The organism is Sediminibacter sp. Hel_I_10, assembly GCF_000688335.1.
GTDB lineage: Bacteria > Bacteroidota > Bacteroidia > Flavobacteriales > Flavobacteriaceae > Psychroserpens.
Genome location: NZ_JHZX01000001.1, coordinates 3,752,716 through 3,771,263, shown reverse-complemented (window position 1 = coordinate 3,771,263; position 18,548 = coordinate 3,752,716). Strand labels below are relative to the sequence as shown.

Sequence of the window (18,548 nt, the reverse complement as noted above, 5' to 3'; positions counted from 1 at the left end):
CCATGAGTGATAAAGGAATGATGCAGCAAGAGGAAATATTCTCAAAAGTACAACGCGCAGGAAGACGCACTTACTTTTTTGACGTAAGAGCAACCAAAGCAGGTGATTATTATTTGACCATTACCGAAAGTAAAAAATTCACTAATGACGATGGTTCTTTTCATTACAAGAAACACAAAATCTACCTTTACAAAGAAGACTTTACTGAGTTTAATGAGCTTTTGAAAGAAATGACAGACTACATTATCGACCAAAAGGGAGACGAAGTCATTAGTGAGCGTCATCAAAAAGACTTCAAAAAAGACGATTACGATCCTAATGATGATCTTGCTGAAGGTGGCGAAGCGATTAGCTCCTCCTCTACTGAAAAGTTTACAGATATCAGTTTTGACGATATTTAGATCCTTGGTCATAAAACATAAAAAAACCGTTACTTTAAAAGTGACGGTTTTTTATGTTTAGAAGTCTCAACACTGTGTTTCTGGTAAAACTTCTCTATAAAACTCTAACGTTTTGGAGTGGGCACAAAAAACAGAGAGTGCGCTTAAGACACTACTGTTCCGTTTTTGATCTTACGTTCTGGATTTAATAAAATAACATCCTTACCGTCTACTGCTCCTAATAATAAACACTCACTCATAAAGTTAGCGATTTGTTTCTTCGGAAAATTAACAACAGCCACAATCTGTCGATTTATTAATGCTTCTTTCTGGTATCTTGTTGTAATTTGAGCAGAAGTTTTTTTGATTCCTAAAGCCCCGAAATCAATCTTAAGTTGAAAGGCAGGCTTTCGGGCTTCATCAAAATCATTGACCTCAATAATAGTTCCTACTCTTAAATCTACCTTTGTAAAGTCTACAAAAGTCGTTATCTTTTCCATATCTTATAAAAATAAGACAAAAATGTCACGTACAGAATCTAAAATGATGCCTTTAGGCACAACTGCTCCTAAATTTGAGCTCTTAAATACTATTGATGACACCTATCCTTCTTTAGACATGCTTAAAGGGGTAAAAGGCACCGTTATTATGTTTATTTGTAACCATTGCCCTTTTGTAAAGCACATTAATGCCCAACTCTCAAAACTCGCTAAAGATTACACCCCCAAAGGCATTGAGTGTATTGCCATCTCTAGTAATGATGCAAAAAATTATCCGCAAGATGGTCCAGATGAAATGAAAAAAAATGCCATAGACCAAGATTTCATTTTCCCCTATTTGTATGATGAAACCCAAGACATCGCCAAAGCTTATGACGCAGCGTGCACTCCAGATTTCTTTGTTTTTGATAACGATTTGAAATTAGTGTATCGAGGCCAACTTGATGATTCTAGACCTGGAAATGAAATTCCTGTTACCGGTAAAGATCTAAGAGCGGCGTTAAATGCCTTATTGGATAACACTGAAATTGATCAAGATCAAAAACCAAGCATTGGCTGTAATATTAAGTGGAAATAAGCATTTATTTAGGCAACATGTTCCGTTTTAAAATCACGATCATTTGATGCTAAGGTGCAACATCATAATTCCCTATAAATTATCCAACTGATTGTCTTTACCATCATCACTAATGGTCCAAAAGAATCCAACGAAGAAAAAGGAATCTGCCGCAGGCTTTAGTGCCCTTCTATTAAAATTTCCGTCGGCATTTGGTGTGTTTGCATATTGATAGCCATAAACATTGCTAAAACCGAGAACATTATTAACCGATAGGTATAAAATCTTTTGCGGGCTTAACAAATAGGCCCAATTGACACTCAAGTTGTTGAAACTTTTTGTGGTCTCGCTTAAAAAATCATTAGTATTAGGATTGGTGTATGGCCTACCCGAAGCAAAGGTATAGGCAAACCCTACTTGACTCTTCCAATCTTCAATCCAATATTTTGTCACGGCCGAAAAATTATGAGTATTTGCAAAATTAGGTTGCGCAGCTATAGGGAAATTACGATAATCGCGCTCGGTATCTAAATACGAGTAGCTGATCCAATAGTCCATATTTTTTATACTCGTGTTATCCCTCCAAAACACATCCAAACCTTGAGCGTAACCATCACCTCCATTAGTATAAACCGAATTTAAGTCTGGAAAATCGGCATCAAATTTTACCAGATTATTATAATCCTTTCGGTAGAGTTCAGCACGAAACAATCTGCCATTATTGACATATTGATAATTCATGATATAATGCTTAGCCTGTTCTGGGATGACCGTATCTGAAAATTTCAAAATGTCATTATTCGCATTTTGATAAAAATCACCATAAGCTACAGACAACTGACCGTTTTTTGAGGTTTTATAAGCTAATGACGCTCTTGGGGCAAAGTTCAGTTGATCTGAAAGCGCATAATGATCTGTTCTCATCCCTAGTTTGAGCGCCAGATTTTTACTAAAAATAATATCAGACTCCACAAACGCCGCTGAGTTGTTACTCTTGAAACCATAACGACTTAACATATTCTCAGAAATATAATCCTCATCAAAATCTGTTACAAAATGTTCTGCTCCAAAATTGATTTTGAATCGGCTATTAAAGCGCTTTTTAAACTTGAGCTTAAAATGGGCACTGTTTTCCTTATTTGAAATATCATCGGTATTGATCCCTATATCAGTATTTGTGATAGTATAACTCAATCCCGTATTCAAAGACCACCCTTGGCCTAAAGTCCCTTGGTATGAAGAATTGGCGTAAAAATTCTTATTATTTAATTTAAAATCCACACCATTAGGATCATTAATGTCTTCTTGATTAAGATCAAAATTGGATGCATCAAAAGCTGCATAAAATTTGAGCATTCCTGAATTTGCTTTTTGACGAAATACGGCTTCTCCCTGAGCACCTTGATACGGCTTCTCCCACTCATTGCGATCTGGAAACAAGGCAATATAAGGCGCTAAGTTAATGTAGGATGCATTGACACTTAAAGACGTTTTCTCCCATTTTTCGGTATGGCCAAGACTTCCGCCAACGCTCATGATCCCAATATCTGTTTTTTCTTGATCTGGCTCATCAACCGTATTTAGCAATAGCACACTGGATAGTGCATTTCCGTATTCCGCAGAATAACCACCGGTTGAAAAGGTAATGCCATCAAATAAAAACGGAGAATATCGTCCCCGGGTTGGTGTATTGTTGGCAGTTGGTGTATAGGGTGTAAAAACACGAATACCATCTATAAAAATCTGCGTTTCATTAGCATCACCGCCACGAACGAAGAGACGACCATCTTCGGCTACTGTAGAGGTTCCTGGTAAGGTTTGAAGTGCACCCACAAAATCTCCCAAAGCACTTGCAGTGGTAACCACATCTAAGGGTTTTAAAACGGAAACCTTACTATTATCATTAGCTTCAAACGATCCTGCAGAAATCACCACCGTATCCAAAGCCCCCATATCTTCTCTTAAGGTAATTTTAAGATCTTTAAGTTGCGATACTTCGGCAACTATTGTTTTAGTCTCATAAGACATATAAGAAATAAGAAGCACCTGAGACCCCTCTTCTTCAGTAGTAAAACTAAAATGACCATATTCATCGGTAGTAGCACCATCATAGGTGCCTTCTAGATGCACATTTGCACCGGGAATGATTTGATTTTTTGAATCTACTACGCTACCATTTATGGTAGTTTGGCTATTTGTCATTAAAGACATGAAAAGAAAGAAAAAAGAAAACAATATTCGCATAAGATTGATATTTTGACTGTTGATTGGGCCAAATATCAGTTGCTAATGATCAATTTAAAATTTGAACATCCCGAATTGTGGAATTATAACGATGAGTTGAAAATTTAAAGTTTCCTATAAATAATTATGTGACTTTTTAAAAGTAGCTTAATCCTACCGCAGTTTAAAATGGGTCAAGGTATCTTAGCGACACCTTGACCCATGTTTCTATTTATGTTTCACAAAAGGCCTTATGATTAAACGTGCGGCTTTGTCAAAATTGATATAATTATAGCTCCAATTAAAAAATACAACTACACGATTTCTAAAACCTACTAGTGCCATTAAATGAACGAACATCCAAATAAACCAGGCGAAAAAGCCACCAAACTTTAGATGTTTTAAATCTACAACGGCGCGATTGCGGCCAATGGTAGCCATGGTACCTTTATCAAAATAATGAAAGGCTTCCATAGATTCTCCTTTGACAAGTTTTAGTAAATTTTTACCTAGTAACTTTCCTTGCTGAATGGCGGGTTGTGCCACTTGCGGATGTCCTTTGGGAAAATCCTCTGTCGTCATCAACGCCATATCTCCAATAGCAAAAATGTGATCATACCCTTCAATCTGATTGTATTGGTTGACCTTAAAGCGTTTGGTTTTATCATGAATAGCGCTCTCATTAATGCCTTGTATAGGAGTACCTGTAACCCCTGCTGCCCAAATGACGGTTTCCGAAGCTAATTTTAAGTCGGTGTTGGTGGTAATAATGTCACCATCATAATCTTTAACAATGGTATTGCAATGTACAAGCACACCAAGCTCCTTTAAAAAACCTTCGGCTTTTTTTGAGGCCTGTTCACTCATAGGTGGTAATACTCGCTCTGCACCTTCTAATAAATGAATTTGCATTAAATCACTATTGAGGTCGTGATACTCATCTGGTAAAATATTATTTTTCAATTCTGCAATGGCTCCAGACAGCTCAACACCTGTAGGGCCTGCACCAATCACCACAAAATTAAGAAATGCCTTTTTCTCTTCTTCGGAATCTGCTATAGCTGCCTTTTCAAAATTCTGTAAAATCAAACTCCTGATATCTAGAGACTGCGGCACAGATTTCATGGGCATACTATTGGCCTCTATGGTCTTATTTCCGAAGTAATTTGTTTTTGTACCCGTTGCAATAACCAAATAATCAAAACTCAATTGACCTATATTGGTCTCAACATAATTTTGTTCGGTATCAATGCGGCTCACTTCTGCCATTCTAAAAAAGGCGTTGTCATACTTTTTTAAAATTTTACGCACGGGATACGCAATAGAATCTGGCTCAAGACCCGAGCTTGACACTTGGTATAACAGCGGTTGAAATGTGTGGTAATTGTGTTTATCCATTAAAACCAATTGCACGTCTTTATTGCCTAAAGCCTTGGCCAAACGAATGCCTCCAAAACCGGCTCCAATTACTATAACTCTAGGATGTTTTGTATCTGGGATGTTCATAATAAGGTATTAAAATACTACCATAAAAGTACAACATGCCCAGCCCACAACCTAGTTTTGCAAAAAGTTTTAAATTGCTGTAACAATCTATTTAGAAATGCTACTTATAGTTAACTAACTAATCAAAAACCTTGGACAAAGCCCTTGAACATAATTTCGTGGAATTGCTAGAACAGCATCAAAACATTGTGCATAAGGTGTGTAGATTATACACCAATAACCAACATGCACATAATGATCTGTTTCAAGAAATTACCATACAGTTGTGGAAGGCCTATCCTAAATTTAGAGGTGATGCCAAATTTAGTACATGGATGTACCGTGTTGGTTTAAATACAGCAATTACGTTGTACCGAAAGTCAAAACGACGTGTAAACACTCAAGAGTTTGAGTCGGTTGCGTTTAAAATTAAGGCAGAACCTTATGACGACACAGCAGATCAACAATTAAAATTGCTGTATCAAGCGGTACACCAGTTGAATGATATTGAAAAAGCGCTGGTCTTTTTATATTTAGAAGATAAAAATTATAGTGAAATAAGCGAAACCCTCGGTATCAGTGAGGTAAATGCAAGAGTGAAGATGAACCGCGTGAAGAAGAAATTAAGAACCATATTAAATCCGTAGCCCAATGGATGAATTAGATATATTAAAAAAAGATTGGCAGACCAATGCCAATCAAAAAGATAAAAAATTTACGAGCAGTGATTTGTACCCAATGCTTCATAAAAGATCGTCGTCTATTGTAAAAACCCTCTTCTATATTAGTATTGTAGAATTGTTTTTTTGGATTGCGCTTAATACGATTCCTTATTTTTCTTCGGAAGAGTACCGCAATGAATTGAGTAATATGTACGGTGGTGATCTTATGTTAACGGCATTGACCATTTTTAGTTACGCCATCATTTTGATTTTTGTATATCTCTTATACAAGTCTTATAAGGCGATTTCGGTCACGGATAATGTCAGAAAACTGATGAAAAGCATTCTAAAGACTCGAAAGGTGATTAAGTATTACGTGCTCTATAATTTGATTATGGCATTTTTAGTGATGTCACTTGGCATGTACGAAACCACCACCAACGACCCTAAAATTTCAGCTCAATTTGCAACATTTAGCGATAAGCAACTATTTATTTCAATGCTCATCATGATAGTTGCTACCGCAGTATTTATTGGGTTGATTTGGATATTTTACAGGTTGATTTATGGCATATTGCTGCGCCGTCTCAATAAAAATTACAACGAGTTAAAAAGACTGGAGGTTTAACTGGTGTATTACCAGTTACGGAGTTCTTGGTTTAAGCGCTCTTTTTCTTCTAACTCTTCTTTTGAAATCACCTTTAAAAATGAAGGATGCTGTTCAATAGCGTATTCTATTTTTTCTACAATAGAGTCGATAGATTCATTTTCATAATCAATATCCAATGGCGCTTTAATCTCCATAGATTGAAATATGTTTTTCTTTTTAACCCTTAATCCCTTCTTGTCAAACGATCTTCTAAATCCATCGATTACAATGGGCACCACTACAGGTTTATAGCGTTTAATAATGTGAGCCGTTCCTTTTCTAATTGGTTTAAATGGTGTGGTGGTTCCCTGCGGAAATGTGATGACCCAGCCATCATTCAATGCTTTTCCTATACTTGAGATATCACTCATTTTTACTTGGCGGTTGATGTTTTTACCTTCTGCCCTCCACGTGCGTTCAATACTTACAGAACCAACGTAAGCCAATATTTTTGGCAGAAGACCAGATTTCATCGTTTCCTTTGCAGCAACGTAATAAATATTCAGTTTTGGGTTCCACAAATAACCGATATTCTTTATGGAATCGTCACGATTACTCAAACTTGCATTAAAAACATGAAACATTGCAATAACATCTGCAAAGTAAGTTTGGTGGTTAGAAATAAATAATACGTTATTCTCTGGAAGATTTTTAATAATTTCTGAGCCGTCAATCTGTAGCTCATTAAACCCTCTAAATCTTTGGTGAGTCAACGCTCCCAAGATTCTGATCAACCATTTTTTAATAAAAAGTATATGCCCAAAAGGGTTTTTCTTAAATAATCCCATTCATTTAGTTTAAAGCCAGTATCAAAACTACGAAAATCTAATGCTCAGAACACCATTTTTAACAAGTCTTTTACCTCACTCAACATCATGGCTGTAGCGCCCCAGACGGTATAACCATTCAGTTTGAAAGCTGGCACATTCAATTCTTTTTTCATGGAGGTCATTACGCTGACTTCTGTTGTGCTGTTTTCATTTAAAAAATCGGATAATTTTACTTCTATAAGTTCTTCAACCTCCGAATCTTGTTTGACAAACTTGGGAGTCGCTTGCGTAATTCCGATAAAAGGCGCTACGGTAAAATTACTAGGAGGAATATATAAAGGACTCATGGCTTTAATCACTGAGATATCTTGCACAGGAACGCCTATTTCTTCTTCCGTTTCACGTAAAGCGGTATATTCTAAAGATGGGTCTGAGCTTTCAAACTTTCCGCCAGGAAACCCGACTTGTGCCGAATGTACGCCTTTGTAGGTTTTTCTTAAGATAAGAATGAGGTGTGTTTCATGGTTATAGTTAGGATAAAATAGTGCCATTACTCCTGCTCTTTTTGCTGTTTTCATGGCCGCTCTATTTTCATCAATAAGTTCTTTTCTAAATGGCGGTGACATTTTAAACTGAGAGGATTCGCCCAAAAGCTCTAGATTAATTATTTTTGAAATTGTTTCCTTAAATGTTGTAAAATCCATGATGCCCTTAAAACTCTTACGCTTTATTATTCTGTTAGTTTTTTTAACGAATTGTGAAGATAAAAAATCCAGTCTTAAAAATACCGAGAAAGTTGTTGATAGTACTACTGTAGAAGAGCAAGAAGCCGTGGTTCAAGACACGATGTCTGATGTACAGCAACGTAAACATCCGCTACTCAATGATAAAAATGCGATGGAATTCTTTCTTCAGTATGAAAAAGAGAATAAGGAAAACAAGGTGCGTCTCGTTACAAAATATGGCAATATTGACATTTTGCTGTTTGATGAAACCAAGTTTCACAGAGCAAACTTTATTTTTTTGGCCAAGCAACATTATTTTGACAGTACGCAGTTTTACAGGGTCATAAAAGACTATATCATTCAAGGCGGTAGTACCGACAATCGTGAGGTGATGGGGAAACGAAACGATATTGGAAAATACTTACTGCCAACCGATACCAAGCGCGGTTTTCATCATGACAGAGGTGTAATTTCAATGCCCAGTAGTGATATAGACAATCCTTATAAATTGGCATCCCCTTACGAGTTTTTTATCACGTTACGCGATGTTTACCAACTTGATGGTGATTACACTATTTTTGGAAGAGTCATTGACGGAATTGACGTTGCAGATAAGATTGCCAGTGTAAAAACGGATGATGCTGATTGGCCTTTACGCAACATTTATATAGAGCGGGTTGAGATCTTAGATTAGTGAAATTTTATTAAATTCTAATTTTGTAAAAATAAGCTCAATGTTGGTTTATCCCGTAAATTTCATGTATTAACTGTTATATTTGATGAGATATAACTAGTTGTAAGTAATGCGGAAATCGAGCTAAAATTGAACATTTGAACTAAAAAATCCAACGCACAAACAGCACATTTATTTTTTCCCTAACACTTCAGCCAACGCTCAAAAAATAAAAGAGCTGTTTCTTTCCACCGCAAAAAAAACAACAAACTTGATATAAAAATCGCAAATTATTGTTACATTTGCTAAAAATAGGTCAAATCCTTTTTTGATAAAACTATAAATATGGCAAGTTTCGGACATTTCATTAAAACTGAAAGAGAGAAAAGAGAATGGACACAAACCGAATTTGGAGCAAAAATCGGAATTAATTCAAGTGCAATTAGCAGAATTGAAAACGGAACTCAAAAATTCAGTAAATCTAAATTAAAATCACTCGCTACTCTATTTGAATATGAATTACAAAAAATAACGGACTTGTTCTTTGCTGATAAATTTGCGAGAGAAGCCTTTAAATACAAATGTTCGGATTCTATTTTTTCAGTAGCAGAAGATACCGCAAATTACATAAAGAATACAAATGTTAAACAAGCTGAATTAGATTTATGAAAACTAAACTAAAATATATAGACTTGTTTTCAGGTGCTGGTGGCTTCTCATTAGGCTTTGACAACAAAGGTTTTCAAAATGTATTTTCCATTGATATTGAACCACGATTTTGTGAAACGTACAAACATAATTTTTCAAATCATCAACTTATCGAGAAAGATATTTGTGAGTTATCTGACTCTGAAATAAAATATCTTAAAGAGTTTGACGAAATAGATGTTGTAATTGGTGGACCACCTTGCCAAGGATTCAGTATTGCAGGAAATATTGGTAGAAAGTTTGTTGACGACCCAAGAAATAGATTATTTAAAGAATTTGTAAGAGTTGTAAAAATTATAAAACCAAAATTCTTTGTGATGGAGAATGTTGCAAGATTGTACACTCACAACAAAGGCGAAACAAGAAACGAAATAATAAAAGATTTCGAAAAACTCGGATATAACGTAGATTGTAAAATTTTAAATTCAGCAGATTATGGTGTTCCACAAGTTAGGAAAAGAGTAATTTTTATTGGTACTTCAACAAACCAAAAAATTGAATTTCCACCAAAAGAAGTGGAAAATTATATTTCTGTAAAAGAAGCATTGTCAAAATATCCTAAATTAGAATCTGGTGAGGAATCTTCGATTCCTAACCATATTGCAATGTCGCATTCAGAACAAATGCTAAACAAAATGAGCTATGTTTCTGATGGTGGAGATAGAAACGAGATTCCCGTAAAAATAAGACCAAAATCTGGTGATGTTAGAAAATATATTAAATACGCAAGTGACAAACCTTCGGTTTGTGTAACAGGTGATATGCGTAAAATTTTTCATTACGAACAGAATAGAGCTTTAACAGTTCGAGAACTTGCAAAATTGCAATCATTTCCCGATGATTTTATATTTAAAGGAAATAGAATATCGCAACAACAACAAGTAGGCAATTCGGTTCCACCTAAAATGGCGGAAGCGATTGCAAAAGTAATTATCAAAATGAACGGAAATGTTTAAATATCCTAAAGTCAATTATATTGGCAATAAAGAAAAAATTGCAAAATGGATTTGCGACCAATTCCCACAAGATGCGGAAACACTTTTTGATGCTTTTTCTGGAGGCTGTTCTTTAAGCTACGAGGCTAAATGTAGAGGTTTAGAAGTTTATACAAATGATATTTTAAAAATAAACTATCATATTGCTAACGCATTAATAAAAAACAACAAAACGCTTCTTAACAAGCAAGATATTGATTTAATATTTTCAGGCGAACCTTTTGAGGGTTTTATGTTTAAAAATTATTCAGAAGTTTATTTTTTTCCAAAAGAATGTAAAGAACTTGATTTATATAGAAATAACATTGAGAAGTTAGATTCAGAAGAAAAAAAATCATTGGCTTTTACCCTAATCAGAAGAGCTATGATTAGAAAAATGCCATATTCTCGCTTTAATCTTAATTGGGATAAAATTGTTCAATTACGAGATGAAGAATACAGTTATGAAAAGTACAAACGAAGAAGAGCTTATCACAACCAATCATTCAAATTTCATTTCTTGAAAAATTTAGATGACTATAACAATGCTGTATTTAACAACAACAAAAAAAACAAAGCATATAATGATGATATTTTTAATTTGTTAGATACAGTTTCAGCAGATGTTATTTATTTAGACCCACCATACACAGGCACAATGAATAATTACTTTGGGTTTTATGGTTTAGTAGATGATTTTATTACCTCAAAAAAAACAGAACCTTTTGAAAACAATTTTATTAATAAAAAAATTGCAGTTGAATTATTTGACAAATTATTCTCAAAATTATCAAATTTTAAATATTGGTATTTAAGCTATAATAACTCTTCCTATCCTTCAAAAGATGAACTTCTTTATTTGTTAAAAAAGTATTCAGACAATGTGCAAGTCATTGAAAGAAAACACGTTTACAAAATCACAGGAAAAGAAAAAAAAGAAACTAATAAGGAATATTTATTCATTGTTAAAAATGAACTATCTCAAAAAAATATTAAAAAAGATTATGCCACAGCAGAATTATGAGAACTATTGGAAGTTAACAGTTGAGTACACAGATATTCACGGAGACAGATTTAGAGGAACTTTACAATTAATAACTGACTTTATTGACGAGCATTCTGGAGAAGAATTTTCAACTGAACTTTATAGTGATTTACAAGATATTGTTAATCAAAATTACCCTAAAACAGATATGGGTTCAGTACGCAAAAGCATTAATCAATTTGTTAAGTTAGGTTTTATAAACTATCATCTTCAATCTTATCACTCAAACACCAAAGATTTTTTAGAAGCTAGAACTAACAAAAAAAGAAACACTTTGTTTTCAAAAATTGTTTACTCAAATGCAAAGTTCAATAGTGGAGTAACTGTTAATCATAACTGGAGTCAAATTAATTTTTTGATAAAAACATTAATAGAAGTAGGCAAGCTATCAAAAGAAGAAATTCTTGCATTAATGCTTGTAGATATTTCAACTATAGAGAAAGGCTTTATAAATCAAGAAGAATTAAATAGTTATGTATCAGATGCAAGAGACATAGGTTTTGTAGAAAGAAAATATAACCAAATTGGGTATTTGACAAACTTTCTTAAAAAACTTGATGATGTAGTTTTTGTGAGGGATGAATTATATTTTGAGGAAGATGCGAAAAGAATATTTGGAGAGGAATTAGAAATACCAACAAGACGAAGAGACCCATATATGCATCTTCTTTACAAGAATCAATTATTTGAAGAATCTGAATTGATTTACGAAAATCATAGGTTGTGTATGCTTGAAAAATTGGAATATCCTGTTTTAATAGCAAGTCATATAAAACCGTTTATTGATTCTAATGAAGATGAAGCCTACGACCCAAATAATGGCTTACTTTTAAGTAGAACAATTGATTCTCTATTTGACTTAAAATATATTTCATTTTCTGACGAAGGAGAAATGTTGTTCTCTAATAGAATTGCAGAAGATGTAAAGGAATTTTGGCAAGACTATAGGCTTGAAAACAATATTTTGAATGACGAAAGAAAAAATTATCTGGCTTATCATAGAAATTTAATGACTGAAAGAGATGCCAGAGCATAAAGCCATACACATTCGCAATTCGCTACAGCCAACGCTACACCAAAAATTGCAAAAGAGTATGTCTTGCCAACGCTCACATTTGAACTAAATAAGAAACATCGGAAAACCAAGCAGAACGTGAAAAGCACTACTTACAACAACGTGTATAAAACATAGCTATTATAGGCTTTCCGAGAGGTTTTTGTATATTTACAAAGTACGCCAAATTTTTTATTTGGTTATATTTAGAAAAGAAAATTAAACATAAAAATAAAAAATTCGGCTCGTGATAAATCCGAAAAGTTAGTGTTTATTTATACGCTACGTTTCATACACAAGACCGTTACCTGCAAGCTAAAAAAACCCGAATGAAGAAAACAATCCTACTTATTTTATTGACAATATCAGTTACTTCTTGTAAAAGTCAAGAGGAAATTGATTTTAAAGTTGGTTACTTACCAAATTACAATTACACGTTGATCCAAAAACAGATTTCGGTAAACAATGTAAAATATATTGCATCGGACGAAATACTGCAAAATTTAAAAAATAACGGAATTGAAAACCCAACTATAACGCAAGACACAAGTCTTTTAAAAAGTGTTTCTAAAACAGGAAAACTGAAGGGAAATGAATTTCCGATTGACATAGAATTGTTAGAATCCAATAATCCGACTTTAGTTAGCGGAACAAAATTTTTTGGAAAATCAGTTGACGGAAAAACCAAAATTGATTCTATTTCTTCCACGACAATGACGGAAGAAAAAAAGAGAACATTACTTCCAGCGATGGAATCAATGATGAATCAAATCAAGTATCCAAATAGAAAAATTAAAGTTGGCGAAAGTTTTGAGCAGAAAAACCCAATGTCAATGCCAATTGCAGATGTGACAATTGAAATGGAAATTAATTCAATTTACACTTTGAGAAAAGTGGAAAACGGAATTGGATATTTTGACCTTGACCAAATTTATACTATAAAATCAGCCACTAAAGATTACGAAATGGAATTGGACGGAATTGGAAATGGACAAATAAACTATGACATCGAAAAACAATTCTTTACCAAATTTTATCTGGAAATGGAAATGAATTTAAAAACGGAATTAGAAGCTTTTAGCATTGAATTACAAACGAAAAGTATAACAGACCAAACGACAGACATCATAAAAGCCAGCAGGTAACATTGTATATAAAAAATAGCGCGAGTAGTTGCATACACAAAGGTTCGGGCATTTTTGGTAAGTCGCCAAATTTTTAAATTTGACGATTTCCAAATAAAAATAAATAGTAAAACTTAAAAATTCGGCTTGTACTAAATCCGAAAAGTAACAGCTCATTTTCAGCGCTACTTTTCATATACGGAGCCGTTACCTAAAATGCCGAATTCACGCAAAATCGGTCAATCGTGAAGAATGATTTTTAATTGGTTCAGTAATTAGAACTTGAATATCTCACGCGGATTCTTACTCGAATCGGACAAAAGAACTGAATTCTTCTAACTCAAATCCTATCGGAAATCAATTCAGATTATTAAAAAAAACTAAAAACGACTTCACTCAAACGGAATCCATTACTCTTCCTGAATAAAACTCTGATGCGGAACTCAAATCTGTAGCGTTATCTTAAAAAATCTAATCTTTATGTTGCGGAATTCACTCCTTCGCAGATCGGTTGAATCGAAGTTTCTTTAAAATCTGCAAGATTCCAAGCACTTTAGGTAACAAAGTACTGTGGTAAAAAACAAGTAAAATTCCATTAATTTCTCACTAGCTTACTCTTATATTCTTGATCAAATATCAAACCTGATTTAGCTATAGCAAATGCTTGTTTCAACAGCTTATTGCATACCGCTATTAGCGCAAGTTTTTTGCTCTTTCCCTTAGCGACGATTCGCTCATATAAATCACGACAAGCTTTATTGTATTGACAAGCGTTAAAACTGCACATAAATAATAAATTTCTAAGTTTCTGGTTTCCTATTTTACTTATTCGTGGCCTCCCTTTTACACTGCTTCCACTTTGCCGTATCACTGGCGTTAAACCTGCGTAACTGCATAACTCACCTGCACTTGTAAAACGATCAAATCCACCTGTTAAAACCACTAGCGTAATGGCTGTTTTAGGACCTATACCAGGTATGGTTTTTAATCGCGTTAACAAATCTTGATGAACCTCTTTTACCAAAACTAATAACTTGTCCTCTAATAGTTTTATCTCTCTCTGGAGCTGTCTTAAACTACGTTTTAAAGACGTCAACACGACCTTACTAGGATTGCCCAATACAGACTCACCATGTAATTTGTTTTTAAGCATAGTGCTCTGTTTTGTATAAACAGAAAGAGCTCTAGTGATTTGAAGACATTCTATTTCATTCTTAGAGTTGCCTTTCCAAAGCTTTAAGTCCACCTGCTCTGCATAAGAACAAATAAGTTTTGAATCGCTCTTGTCGGTCTTAATTTTTGATAAGCCCATCTGAATAAAACGTTTAACAGATAATGGATTCTCTACAGATACTTTTATACCTGATTCTAATAAATGGTACGCTAACTGATAATGATAATAACCCGTAGCTTCCATTACACAATGACTAGTGTTATTTAAGAGTTTTGTAAACTTCTCAAAGCCCAATCCATTGTTTCTAAACTGATAATAATTACCATCAGAATCTGTAACATCGAATACTAACGCACTAATGTCAATACCAAAATATTTAATATCTTTATTCATAAGAAAATGTTTTTTGAAAGGACAATCTACGCGAGTTTCAACGACTTGAAAGCGAGGTCTAAAAGCCTCATAGAACTGTACGAAATCTGTGTAGAAAAGAGAGGGGGTTTTCAATGTTGACGAGATCTAGGTCTCTGCGTGTATATTAACCTTATTCCTCTCTTTTGTCTTTTCTGTTTTATACTTAAATTTAGTGAATTGTAAACTTAAGCCGTGTATAAAAAATTGCTAGTTTAGTGCTTAATCAAAGTTAGTTGCGTTTTTTATGCATCTGATTTTCCTGCGGAAAATCCTCGCATACAAATACCGCAACTTTCCATACACAATTACGTTACCTACAATTATGAAAAAAATTGCTCTATTCAATAACTTAACGCAACAAATCAAAACTTTAGATTTGTTAAAATGGAAGTAAAAAAAAACCACCGACTTACCTTAAAAGGAAGCATGGAGTCATTATTTTTATAAAACAAAAAAACCAATACTACCTTTTTACAGTAATATCAGTTTTGATATTTTATTATTGACGCATACGCGATCTCCTTTATTATTTGATATAATAAAATTTTTGCATATTAGATGGATTAGTCATTACGTACACGTTTACTGTTCCTCCAGAAGGGATTGTAAAGCTACTTGCACCAGCCGTCCCTGTAACATCAGTCACAAATACGGCTGTTGTTAAAACGTTTGATGTAAATGAAAAATTAGAATAGTTAATAATTGTGCAATTAAAACCATCAGGTAAGTCTTCTGGAAAATTTGGGAATTGTGAATTTTGAGTATAAATTAAAGAACCTGTAACGTCTGCCGATAATGGATTAACTGCACCTGAAGTAGCTTCATATGTAGTTAAGAGCGTATTAGTTCCTTGCCATGAGGCATTACCGTCAGCATCAGAAGTTAAGACTTTTCCTGCTCCTTCGGTTCCATCAACAATTTTTACTGTTCCCGCAATATCAAGTTTTGCTGTTGGACTACTTGTTCCTATACCAACATTTCCACCTGGAATAATATTAAAATGTGTTGCAATATCAGATTCATTAATACTAAAAATACCCGAGTTGGTGAAAACATCCCATGAATTTAAAAATAAACCTCCGTTAGAAAACATATTGCCAACTACGTTCAGGTCTTCTCCAATACCTACATTTCCTGTAAATATTGGACTAGCTATATCTGCTTTTAAATCTAACCCAGCTGTATTAGCTGAATATAAAGCGAAGGGAACACTTAATAATTGGCTCGTGCCTGTTATACTATAACTACTACCCCCTGTTGGGTCGGTTTCAGTTTTTATAAAATATGGACCAGCAGCCCAGTCGATGGCTGAAAAATCTCCAGAAACAATCATTCCGTTTCCTATTTCAAGACTCACTAATCCATTTATATTGGTTGTTGGTAACTGAGTTTCTGTATATACAGACGCTCCTGCTATGCTTCCTTGCAAAATGCTTATCTGCATCCCTACTGCTTGGTTAGCTACCAAAGCATCACCGCTATCTCTTACCACTGCTTGGTAACTCATCTTTTCTGGTGATTGTGCAAAACTCATTGCTGTTAATAATACAGCTGCTACTAATGTGTATAATTTTTTCATGTTTTTTGGTTATTTTTTAATGATTTTAAATGCTTTTAATTCATTGTTGTCTTGGTTCACTTTAAGGATATAAGTACCTGATGCCATGCCTTGCATACCTATTTCGGTATTTGTGTGCGCTGTTAGGCCTTTTGCAACTTCTCTGCCTTGTAAATCGTACAAAGCATAGCTCATATCTGTTAAATTAAGATCGCTTATCGCTAACATTACGTAATCTGATGTAGGATTAGGATAGATGACAGCAGACAAATTTACAGTCTTAAGTTCAGGATTGCTCAAAGTATATAGTTCGATACTTTGTTGTACACCTTGGGATACGGTGCCACCGCTTCCTATATTAGTGACAAACACCAATTGTCCAACAGAATAACAGGACGAACCACCACTGCCTGTGGCTTCACCTCCAGATGCTGGAATAGTTTCTTGTGAATAAATTAATTGTGTAGCAAATAATAGACACGCTGCGAGTGTAGTTGTTTTCATTGGGTCTTTTTTTAAAGATTTTGTCTTTTTTCAACCCAAAATGATGAGAAGAAAATTAACTCGTCTTGGTTAGTTAACTACAATAATACGTTTTTCATCTGATTTATTTAACACTTTAACGACTTTAATTTTTAAAAAACAACAATAAAGGTAGGATAATACATAACTAATGGTAACAATATACTAACAGTTAGTGGCGAGAAAAGAACGACCCTACAAATCGAAAAAGCCAAACAAAAAAATACCACAACGGGAGATAAATTGTAACAATCCAAATCTATTCACCAATTCAAATAATTTTATTTAAGACTGCATATCTTTTTTGACTACAACAAAGTCAATTTTGGCTACATAGGAGTTCTTTCTTCTGCTGAACTTTGTACTAACAAAATATATAAAGATGAAAGCAGTAAGAATAAATGAATTTGGCGGAAGAGAGGTATTGAAAATTGAACAAATAGAGCGCCCTGTTCCTGCTAAGGATGAAATTTTAATTCAAGTATTTGCAAGTGGTATTAACCCAGTAGATTGTGTCGTTCGTAATGGAGGCAATGACGTATTGAGACCATATTTGCAGTTGCCTTTGACTTTAGGTTGGGATGCATCAGGCATTGTAGAAAAAATCGGGGAAAATGTAACAAACTTCAAAAAAGGCGATGAAGTTTATGGCGTCCCTAACTTTCCAGGAAATGGAAGCTATGCCGAATTTGTAGCAGCAAAAGCAAATCAATTTGCATTAAAACCAAAAAGTATTACTTTTAATGAAGCTTCGGCTGTTCCCTTAACGGCAATTGTGGCAGCTAATTCCATTTTTGAACTTGGAAAACTACAGTCAGGACAGCGAGTTTTTATCCAAGGTGCTTCTGGCAGTGTAGGAAGTTTTGCAGTACAGTTTGCAAAAGCAAAAGGAGCCTATGTAATAGGAAGTGGCTCAACAAAAAACCAGGAATTTTTAAGACAACTTGGTGCAGATGAAATTATTGATTACAAAACTCAACATTTTGAAGAGTTGTTGCACGACATTGATGTTGTGTTTGAAGCATCAACGGTTCGAGATAATAATGAACGGTTAAAAAGCGTCAGTGTATTAAAAAATGGTGGGATTTTTATTAGTGCGAATGTAGATTTTCCTTTTAACGACGCGGTTAAAGAAGCACTTGAGAAAAAGAATGTTAAAGGACTATTTCTTGCTGCACAAACAAATCATTTGACGTGGCTTAATCAATTTACAGAGTGGATTGATGAAGGTAAAGTAAAAGTCACTATAGGTAAAGTGTATGCTTTAGAACAAGTTGCGGAAGCACACAAGGAAAGTGAAACCGGACACCGTCGTGGAAAACTTATCCTAGAAGTGAAAAAGGAAAAATGAA

The 18,548-nt window shown here is 34.3% G+C and carries 19 protein-coding genes; 11 read left to right on the top strand and 8 right to left on the bottom strand.

Features of this window, described 5'->3' with window-relative positions; genetic code table 11:
* Positions 1–2: 2 nt before the first annotated feature.
* The gene (locus P176_RS0117050; RefSeq protein ID WP_026755833.1) at positions 3–401 is read left to right on the top strand and encodes a PUR family DNA/RNA-binding protein; all 399 of its coding nucleotides are present in this window, start codon (positions 3–5) and stop codon (positions 399–401) included.
* Between the two features lie 143 nt (positions 402–544).
* On the opposite strand, the gene P176_RS0117045 is transcribed toward P176_RS0117050, so the two are convergent.
* A complete protein-coding gene (locus tag P176_RS0117045; protein WP_026755832.1) occupies positions 545–880 on the bottom strand; it encodes a tRNA-binding protein in 336 nt (111 codons plus the stop codon).
* A 22-nt stretch (positions 881–902) separates the two neighbouring features.
* On the opposite strand from P176_RS0117045, the gene P176_RS0117040 reads away from it, so the two are divergent.
* Positions 903–1,457 (top strand): thioredoxin family protein, encoded by a 555-nt coding sequence (locus P176_RS0117040; RefSeq protein ID WP_026755831.1) that lies wholly within the window; start codon positions 903–905, stop codon positions 1,455–1,457.
* 72 nt (positions 1,458–1,529) lie between these two features.
* Here the strand turns inward: P176_RS0117040 and P176_RS0117035 are convergent, their stop codons facing one another.
* On the bottom strand, positions 1,530–3,680 hold the full coding sequence (locus tag P176_RS0117035) for a TonB-dependent receptor (protein ID WP_026755830.1): 2,151 nt from the start codon (positions 3,678–3,680) through the stop codon (positions 1,530–1,532).
* Between the two features lie 207 nt (positions 3,681–3,887).
* On the bottom strand, positions 3,888–5,165 hold the full coding sequence (locus P176_RS0117030; RefSeq protein WP_026755829.1) for an NAD(P)/FAD-dependent oxidoreductase: 1,278 nt from the start codon (positions 5,163–5,165) through the stop codon (positions 3,888–3,890).
* A gap of 131 nt (positions 5,166–5,296) precedes the next feature.
* On the opposite strand from P176_RS0117030, the gene P176_RS0117025 reads away from it, so the two are divergent.
* Positions 5,297–5,791, top strand: a complete 495-nt coding sequence (locus P176_RS0117025; protein ID WP_026755828.1) for an RNA polymerase sigma factor — start codon at positions 5,297–5,299, stop codon at positions 5,789–5,791.
* A 4-nt stretch (positions 5,792–5,795) separates the two neighbouring features.
* Positions 5,796–6,434 (top strand): hypothetical protein, encoded by a 639-nt coding sequence (locus P176_RS0117020; protein WP_026755827.1) that lies wholly within the window; start codon positions 5,796–5,798, stop codon positions 6,432–6,434.
* 8 nt (positions 6,435–6,442) lie between these two features.
* Here P176_RS0117020 and P176_RS0117015 read toward each other — a convergent pair whose 3' ends face one another.
* Both P176_RS0117015 and P176_RS0117010 read right to left on the bottom strand, forming a co-directional pair.
* Positions 6,443–7,243 carry a 1-acyl-sn-glycerol-3-phosphate acyltransferase gene (locus tag P176_RS0117015; protein ID WP_026755826.1) on the bottom strand — a complete coding sequence of 267 codons (801 nt, stop codon included), beginning with the start codon at positions 7,241–7,243 and terminating at the stop codon, positions 6,443–6,445.
* 44 nt (positions 7,244–7,287) lie between these two features.
* Complete coding sequence (locus tag P176_RS0117010) at positions 7,288–7,929, bottom strand: CoA pyrophosphatase (protein ID WP_026755825.1); 642 nt, start codon at positions 7,927–7,929, stop codon at positions 7,288–7,290.
* On the opposite strand from P176_RS0117010, the gene P176_RS0117005 reads away from it, so the two are divergent.
* The 6 genes from P176_RS0117005 to P176_RS0116975 all read left to right on the top strand — a co-directional run bounded on the left by P176_RS0117005 (position 7,928) and on the right by P176_RS0116975 (position 13,549).
* On the top strand, positions 7,928–8,644 hold the full coding sequence (locus tag P176_RS0117005; RefSeq protein WP_026755824.1) for a peptidylprolyl isomerase: 717 nt from the start codon (positions 7,928–7,930) through the stop codon (positions 8,642–8,644). The two genes, P176_RS0117010 and P176_RS0117005, sit on opposite strands and share 2 nt — an antisense overlap.
* A gap of 324 nt (positions 8,645–8,968) precedes the next feature.
* On the top strand, positions 8,969–9,292 hold the full coding sequence (locus tag P176_RS0116995) for a helix-turn-helix transcriptional regulator (protein WP_026755823.1): 324 nt from the start codon (positions 8,969–8,971) through the stop codon (positions 9,290–9,292).
* A complete protein-coding gene (locus tag P176_RS0116990) occupies positions 9,289–10,287 on the top strand; it encodes a DNA cytosine methyltransferase (RefSeq protein ID WP_026755822.1) in 999 nt (332 codons plus the stop codon). Before P176_RS0116995 ends, P176_RS0116990 begins: the two co-directional genes overlap by 4 nt.
* Positions 10,280–11,329, top strand: a complete 1,050-nt coding sequence (locus tag P176_RS19735; RefSeq protein WP_051605552.1) for a DNA adenine methylase — start codon at positions 10,280–10,282, stop codon at positions 11,327–11,329. Before P176_RS0116990 ends, P176_RS19735 begins: the two co-directional genes overlap by 8 nt.
* Positions 11,277–12,386 carry an HNH endonuclease gene (locus tag P176_RS0116980; RefSeq protein WP_197022182.1) on the top strand — a complete coding sequence of 370 codons (1,110 nt, stop codon included), beginning with the start codon at positions 11,277–11,279 and terminating at the stop codon, positions 12,384–12,386. Before P176_RS19735 ends, P176_RS0116980 begins: the two co-directional genes overlap by 53 nt.
* Positions 12,387–12,733: 347 nt before the next feature.
* On the top strand, positions 12,734–13,549 hold the full coding sequence (locus P176_RS0116975) for a hypothetical protein (RefSeq protein WP_081820740.1): 816 nt from the start codon (positions 12,734–12,736) through the stop codon (positions 13,547–13,549).
* Between the two features lie 574 nt (positions 13,550–14,123).
* On the opposite strand, the gene P176_RS0116970 is transcribed toward P176_RS0116975, so the two are convergent.
* The 3 genes from P176_RS0116970 to P176_RS0116960 all read right to left on the bottom strand — a co-directional run bounded on the left by P176_RS0116970 (position 14,124) and on the right by P176_RS0116960 (position 17,178).
* Positions 14,124–15,095: an IS110 family transposase gene (locus P176_RS0116970; protein WP_026752976.1), complete on the bottom strand. Its 972-nt coding sequence runs from the start codon at positions 15,093–15,095 to the stop codon at positions 14,124–14,126.
* A gap of 547 nt (positions 15,096–15,642) precedes the next feature.
* A complete protein-coding gene (locus P176_RS20750; protein ID WP_051605551.1) occupies positions 15,643–16,695 on the bottom strand; it encodes a hypothetical protein in 1,053 nt (350 codons plus the stop codon).
* A 9-nt stretch (positions 16,696–16,704) separates the two neighbouring features.
* Complete coding sequence (locus tag P176_RS0116960) at positions 16,705–17,178, bottom strand: T9SS type A sorting domain-containing protein (protein WP_026755819.1); 474 nt, start codon at positions 17,176–17,178, stop codon at positions 16,705–16,707.
* 400 nt (positions 17,179–17,578) lie between these two features.
* Here P176_RS0116960 and P176_RS0116955 point away from each other — a divergent pair, with 400 nt between their 5' ends.
* Positions 17,579–18,547, top strand: a complete 969-nt coding sequence (locus P176_RS0116955) for an NADP-dependent oxidoreductase (RefSeq protein WP_026755818.1) — start codon at positions 17,579–17,581, stop codon at positions 18,545–18,547.
* The last annotated feature ends 1 nt before the right edge of the window (position 18,548 follow it).

Coding starts and splice junctions, on each gene's coding strand:
- P176_RS0117050 (WP_026755833.1), top strand. CDS start 3: ATGAGTGATAAAGGAATGATGCAGCAAGAGGAAATATTCTCAAAAGTA.
- P176_RS0117045 (WP_026755832.1), bottom strand. CDS start 880: ATGGAAAAGATAACGACTTTTGTAGACTTTACAAAGGTAGATTTAAGA.
- P176_RS0117040 (WP_026755831.1), top strand. CDS start 903: ATGTCACGTACAGAATCTAAAATGATGCCTTTAGGCACAACTGCTCCT.
- P176_RS0117035 (WP_026755830.1), bottom strand. CDS start 3,680: ATGCGAATATTGTTTTCTTTTTTCTTTCTTTTCATGTCTTTAATGACA.
- P176_RS0117030 (WP_026755829.1), bottom strand. CDS start 5,165: ATGAACATCCCAGATACAAAACATCCTAGAGTTATAGTAATTGGAGCC.
- P176_RS0117020 (WP_026755827.1), top strand. CDS start 5,796: ATGGATGAATTAGATATATTAAAAAAAGATTGGCAGACCAATGCCAAT.
- P176_RS0117015 (WP_026755826.1), bottom strand. CDS start 7,243: ATGGGATTATTTAAGAAAAACCCTTTTGGGCATATACTTTTTATTAAA.
- P176_RS0117005 (WP_026755824.1), top strand. CDS start 7,928: ATGATGCCCTTAAAACTCTTACGCTTTATTATTCTGTTAGTTTTTTTA.
- P176_RS0117010 (WP_026755825.1), bottom strand. CDS start 7,929: ATGGATTTTACAACATTTAAGGAAACAATTTCAAAAATAATTAATCTA.
- P176_RS0116995 (WP_026755823.1), top strand. CDS start 8,969: ATGGCAAGTTTCGGACATTTCATTAAAACTGAAAGAGAGAAAAGAGAA.
- P176_RS0116990 (WP_026755822.1), top strand. CDS start 9,289: ATGAAAACTAAACTAAAATATATAGACTTGTTTTCAGGTGCTGGTGGC.
- P176_RS19735 (WP_051605552.1), top strand. CDS start 10,280: ATGTTTAAATATCCTAAAGTCAATTATATTGGCAATAAAGAAAAAATT.
- P176_RS0116980 (WP_197022182.1), top strand. CDS start 11,277: ATGAACTATCTCAAAAAAATATTAAAAAAGATTATGCCACAGCAGAAT.
- P176_RS0116975 (WP_081820740.1), top strand. CDS start 12,734: ATGAAGAAAACAATCCTACTTATTTTATTGACAATATCAGTTACTTCT.
- P176_RS0116970 (WP_026752976.1), bottom strand. CDS start 15,095: ATGAATAAAGATATTAAATATTTTGGTATTGACATTAGTGCGTTAGTA.
- P176_RS20750 (WP_051605551.1), bottom strand. CDS start 16,695: ATGAAAAAATTATACACATTAGTAGCAGCTGTATTATTAACAGCAATG.
- P176_RS0116960 (WP_026755819.1), bottom strand. CDS start 17,178: ATGAAAACAACTACACTCGCAGCGTGTCTATTATTTGCTACACAATTA.
- P176_RS0116955 (WP_026755818.1), top strand. CDS start 17,579: ATGAAAGCAGTAAGAATAAATGAATTTGGCGGAAGAGAGGTATTGAAA.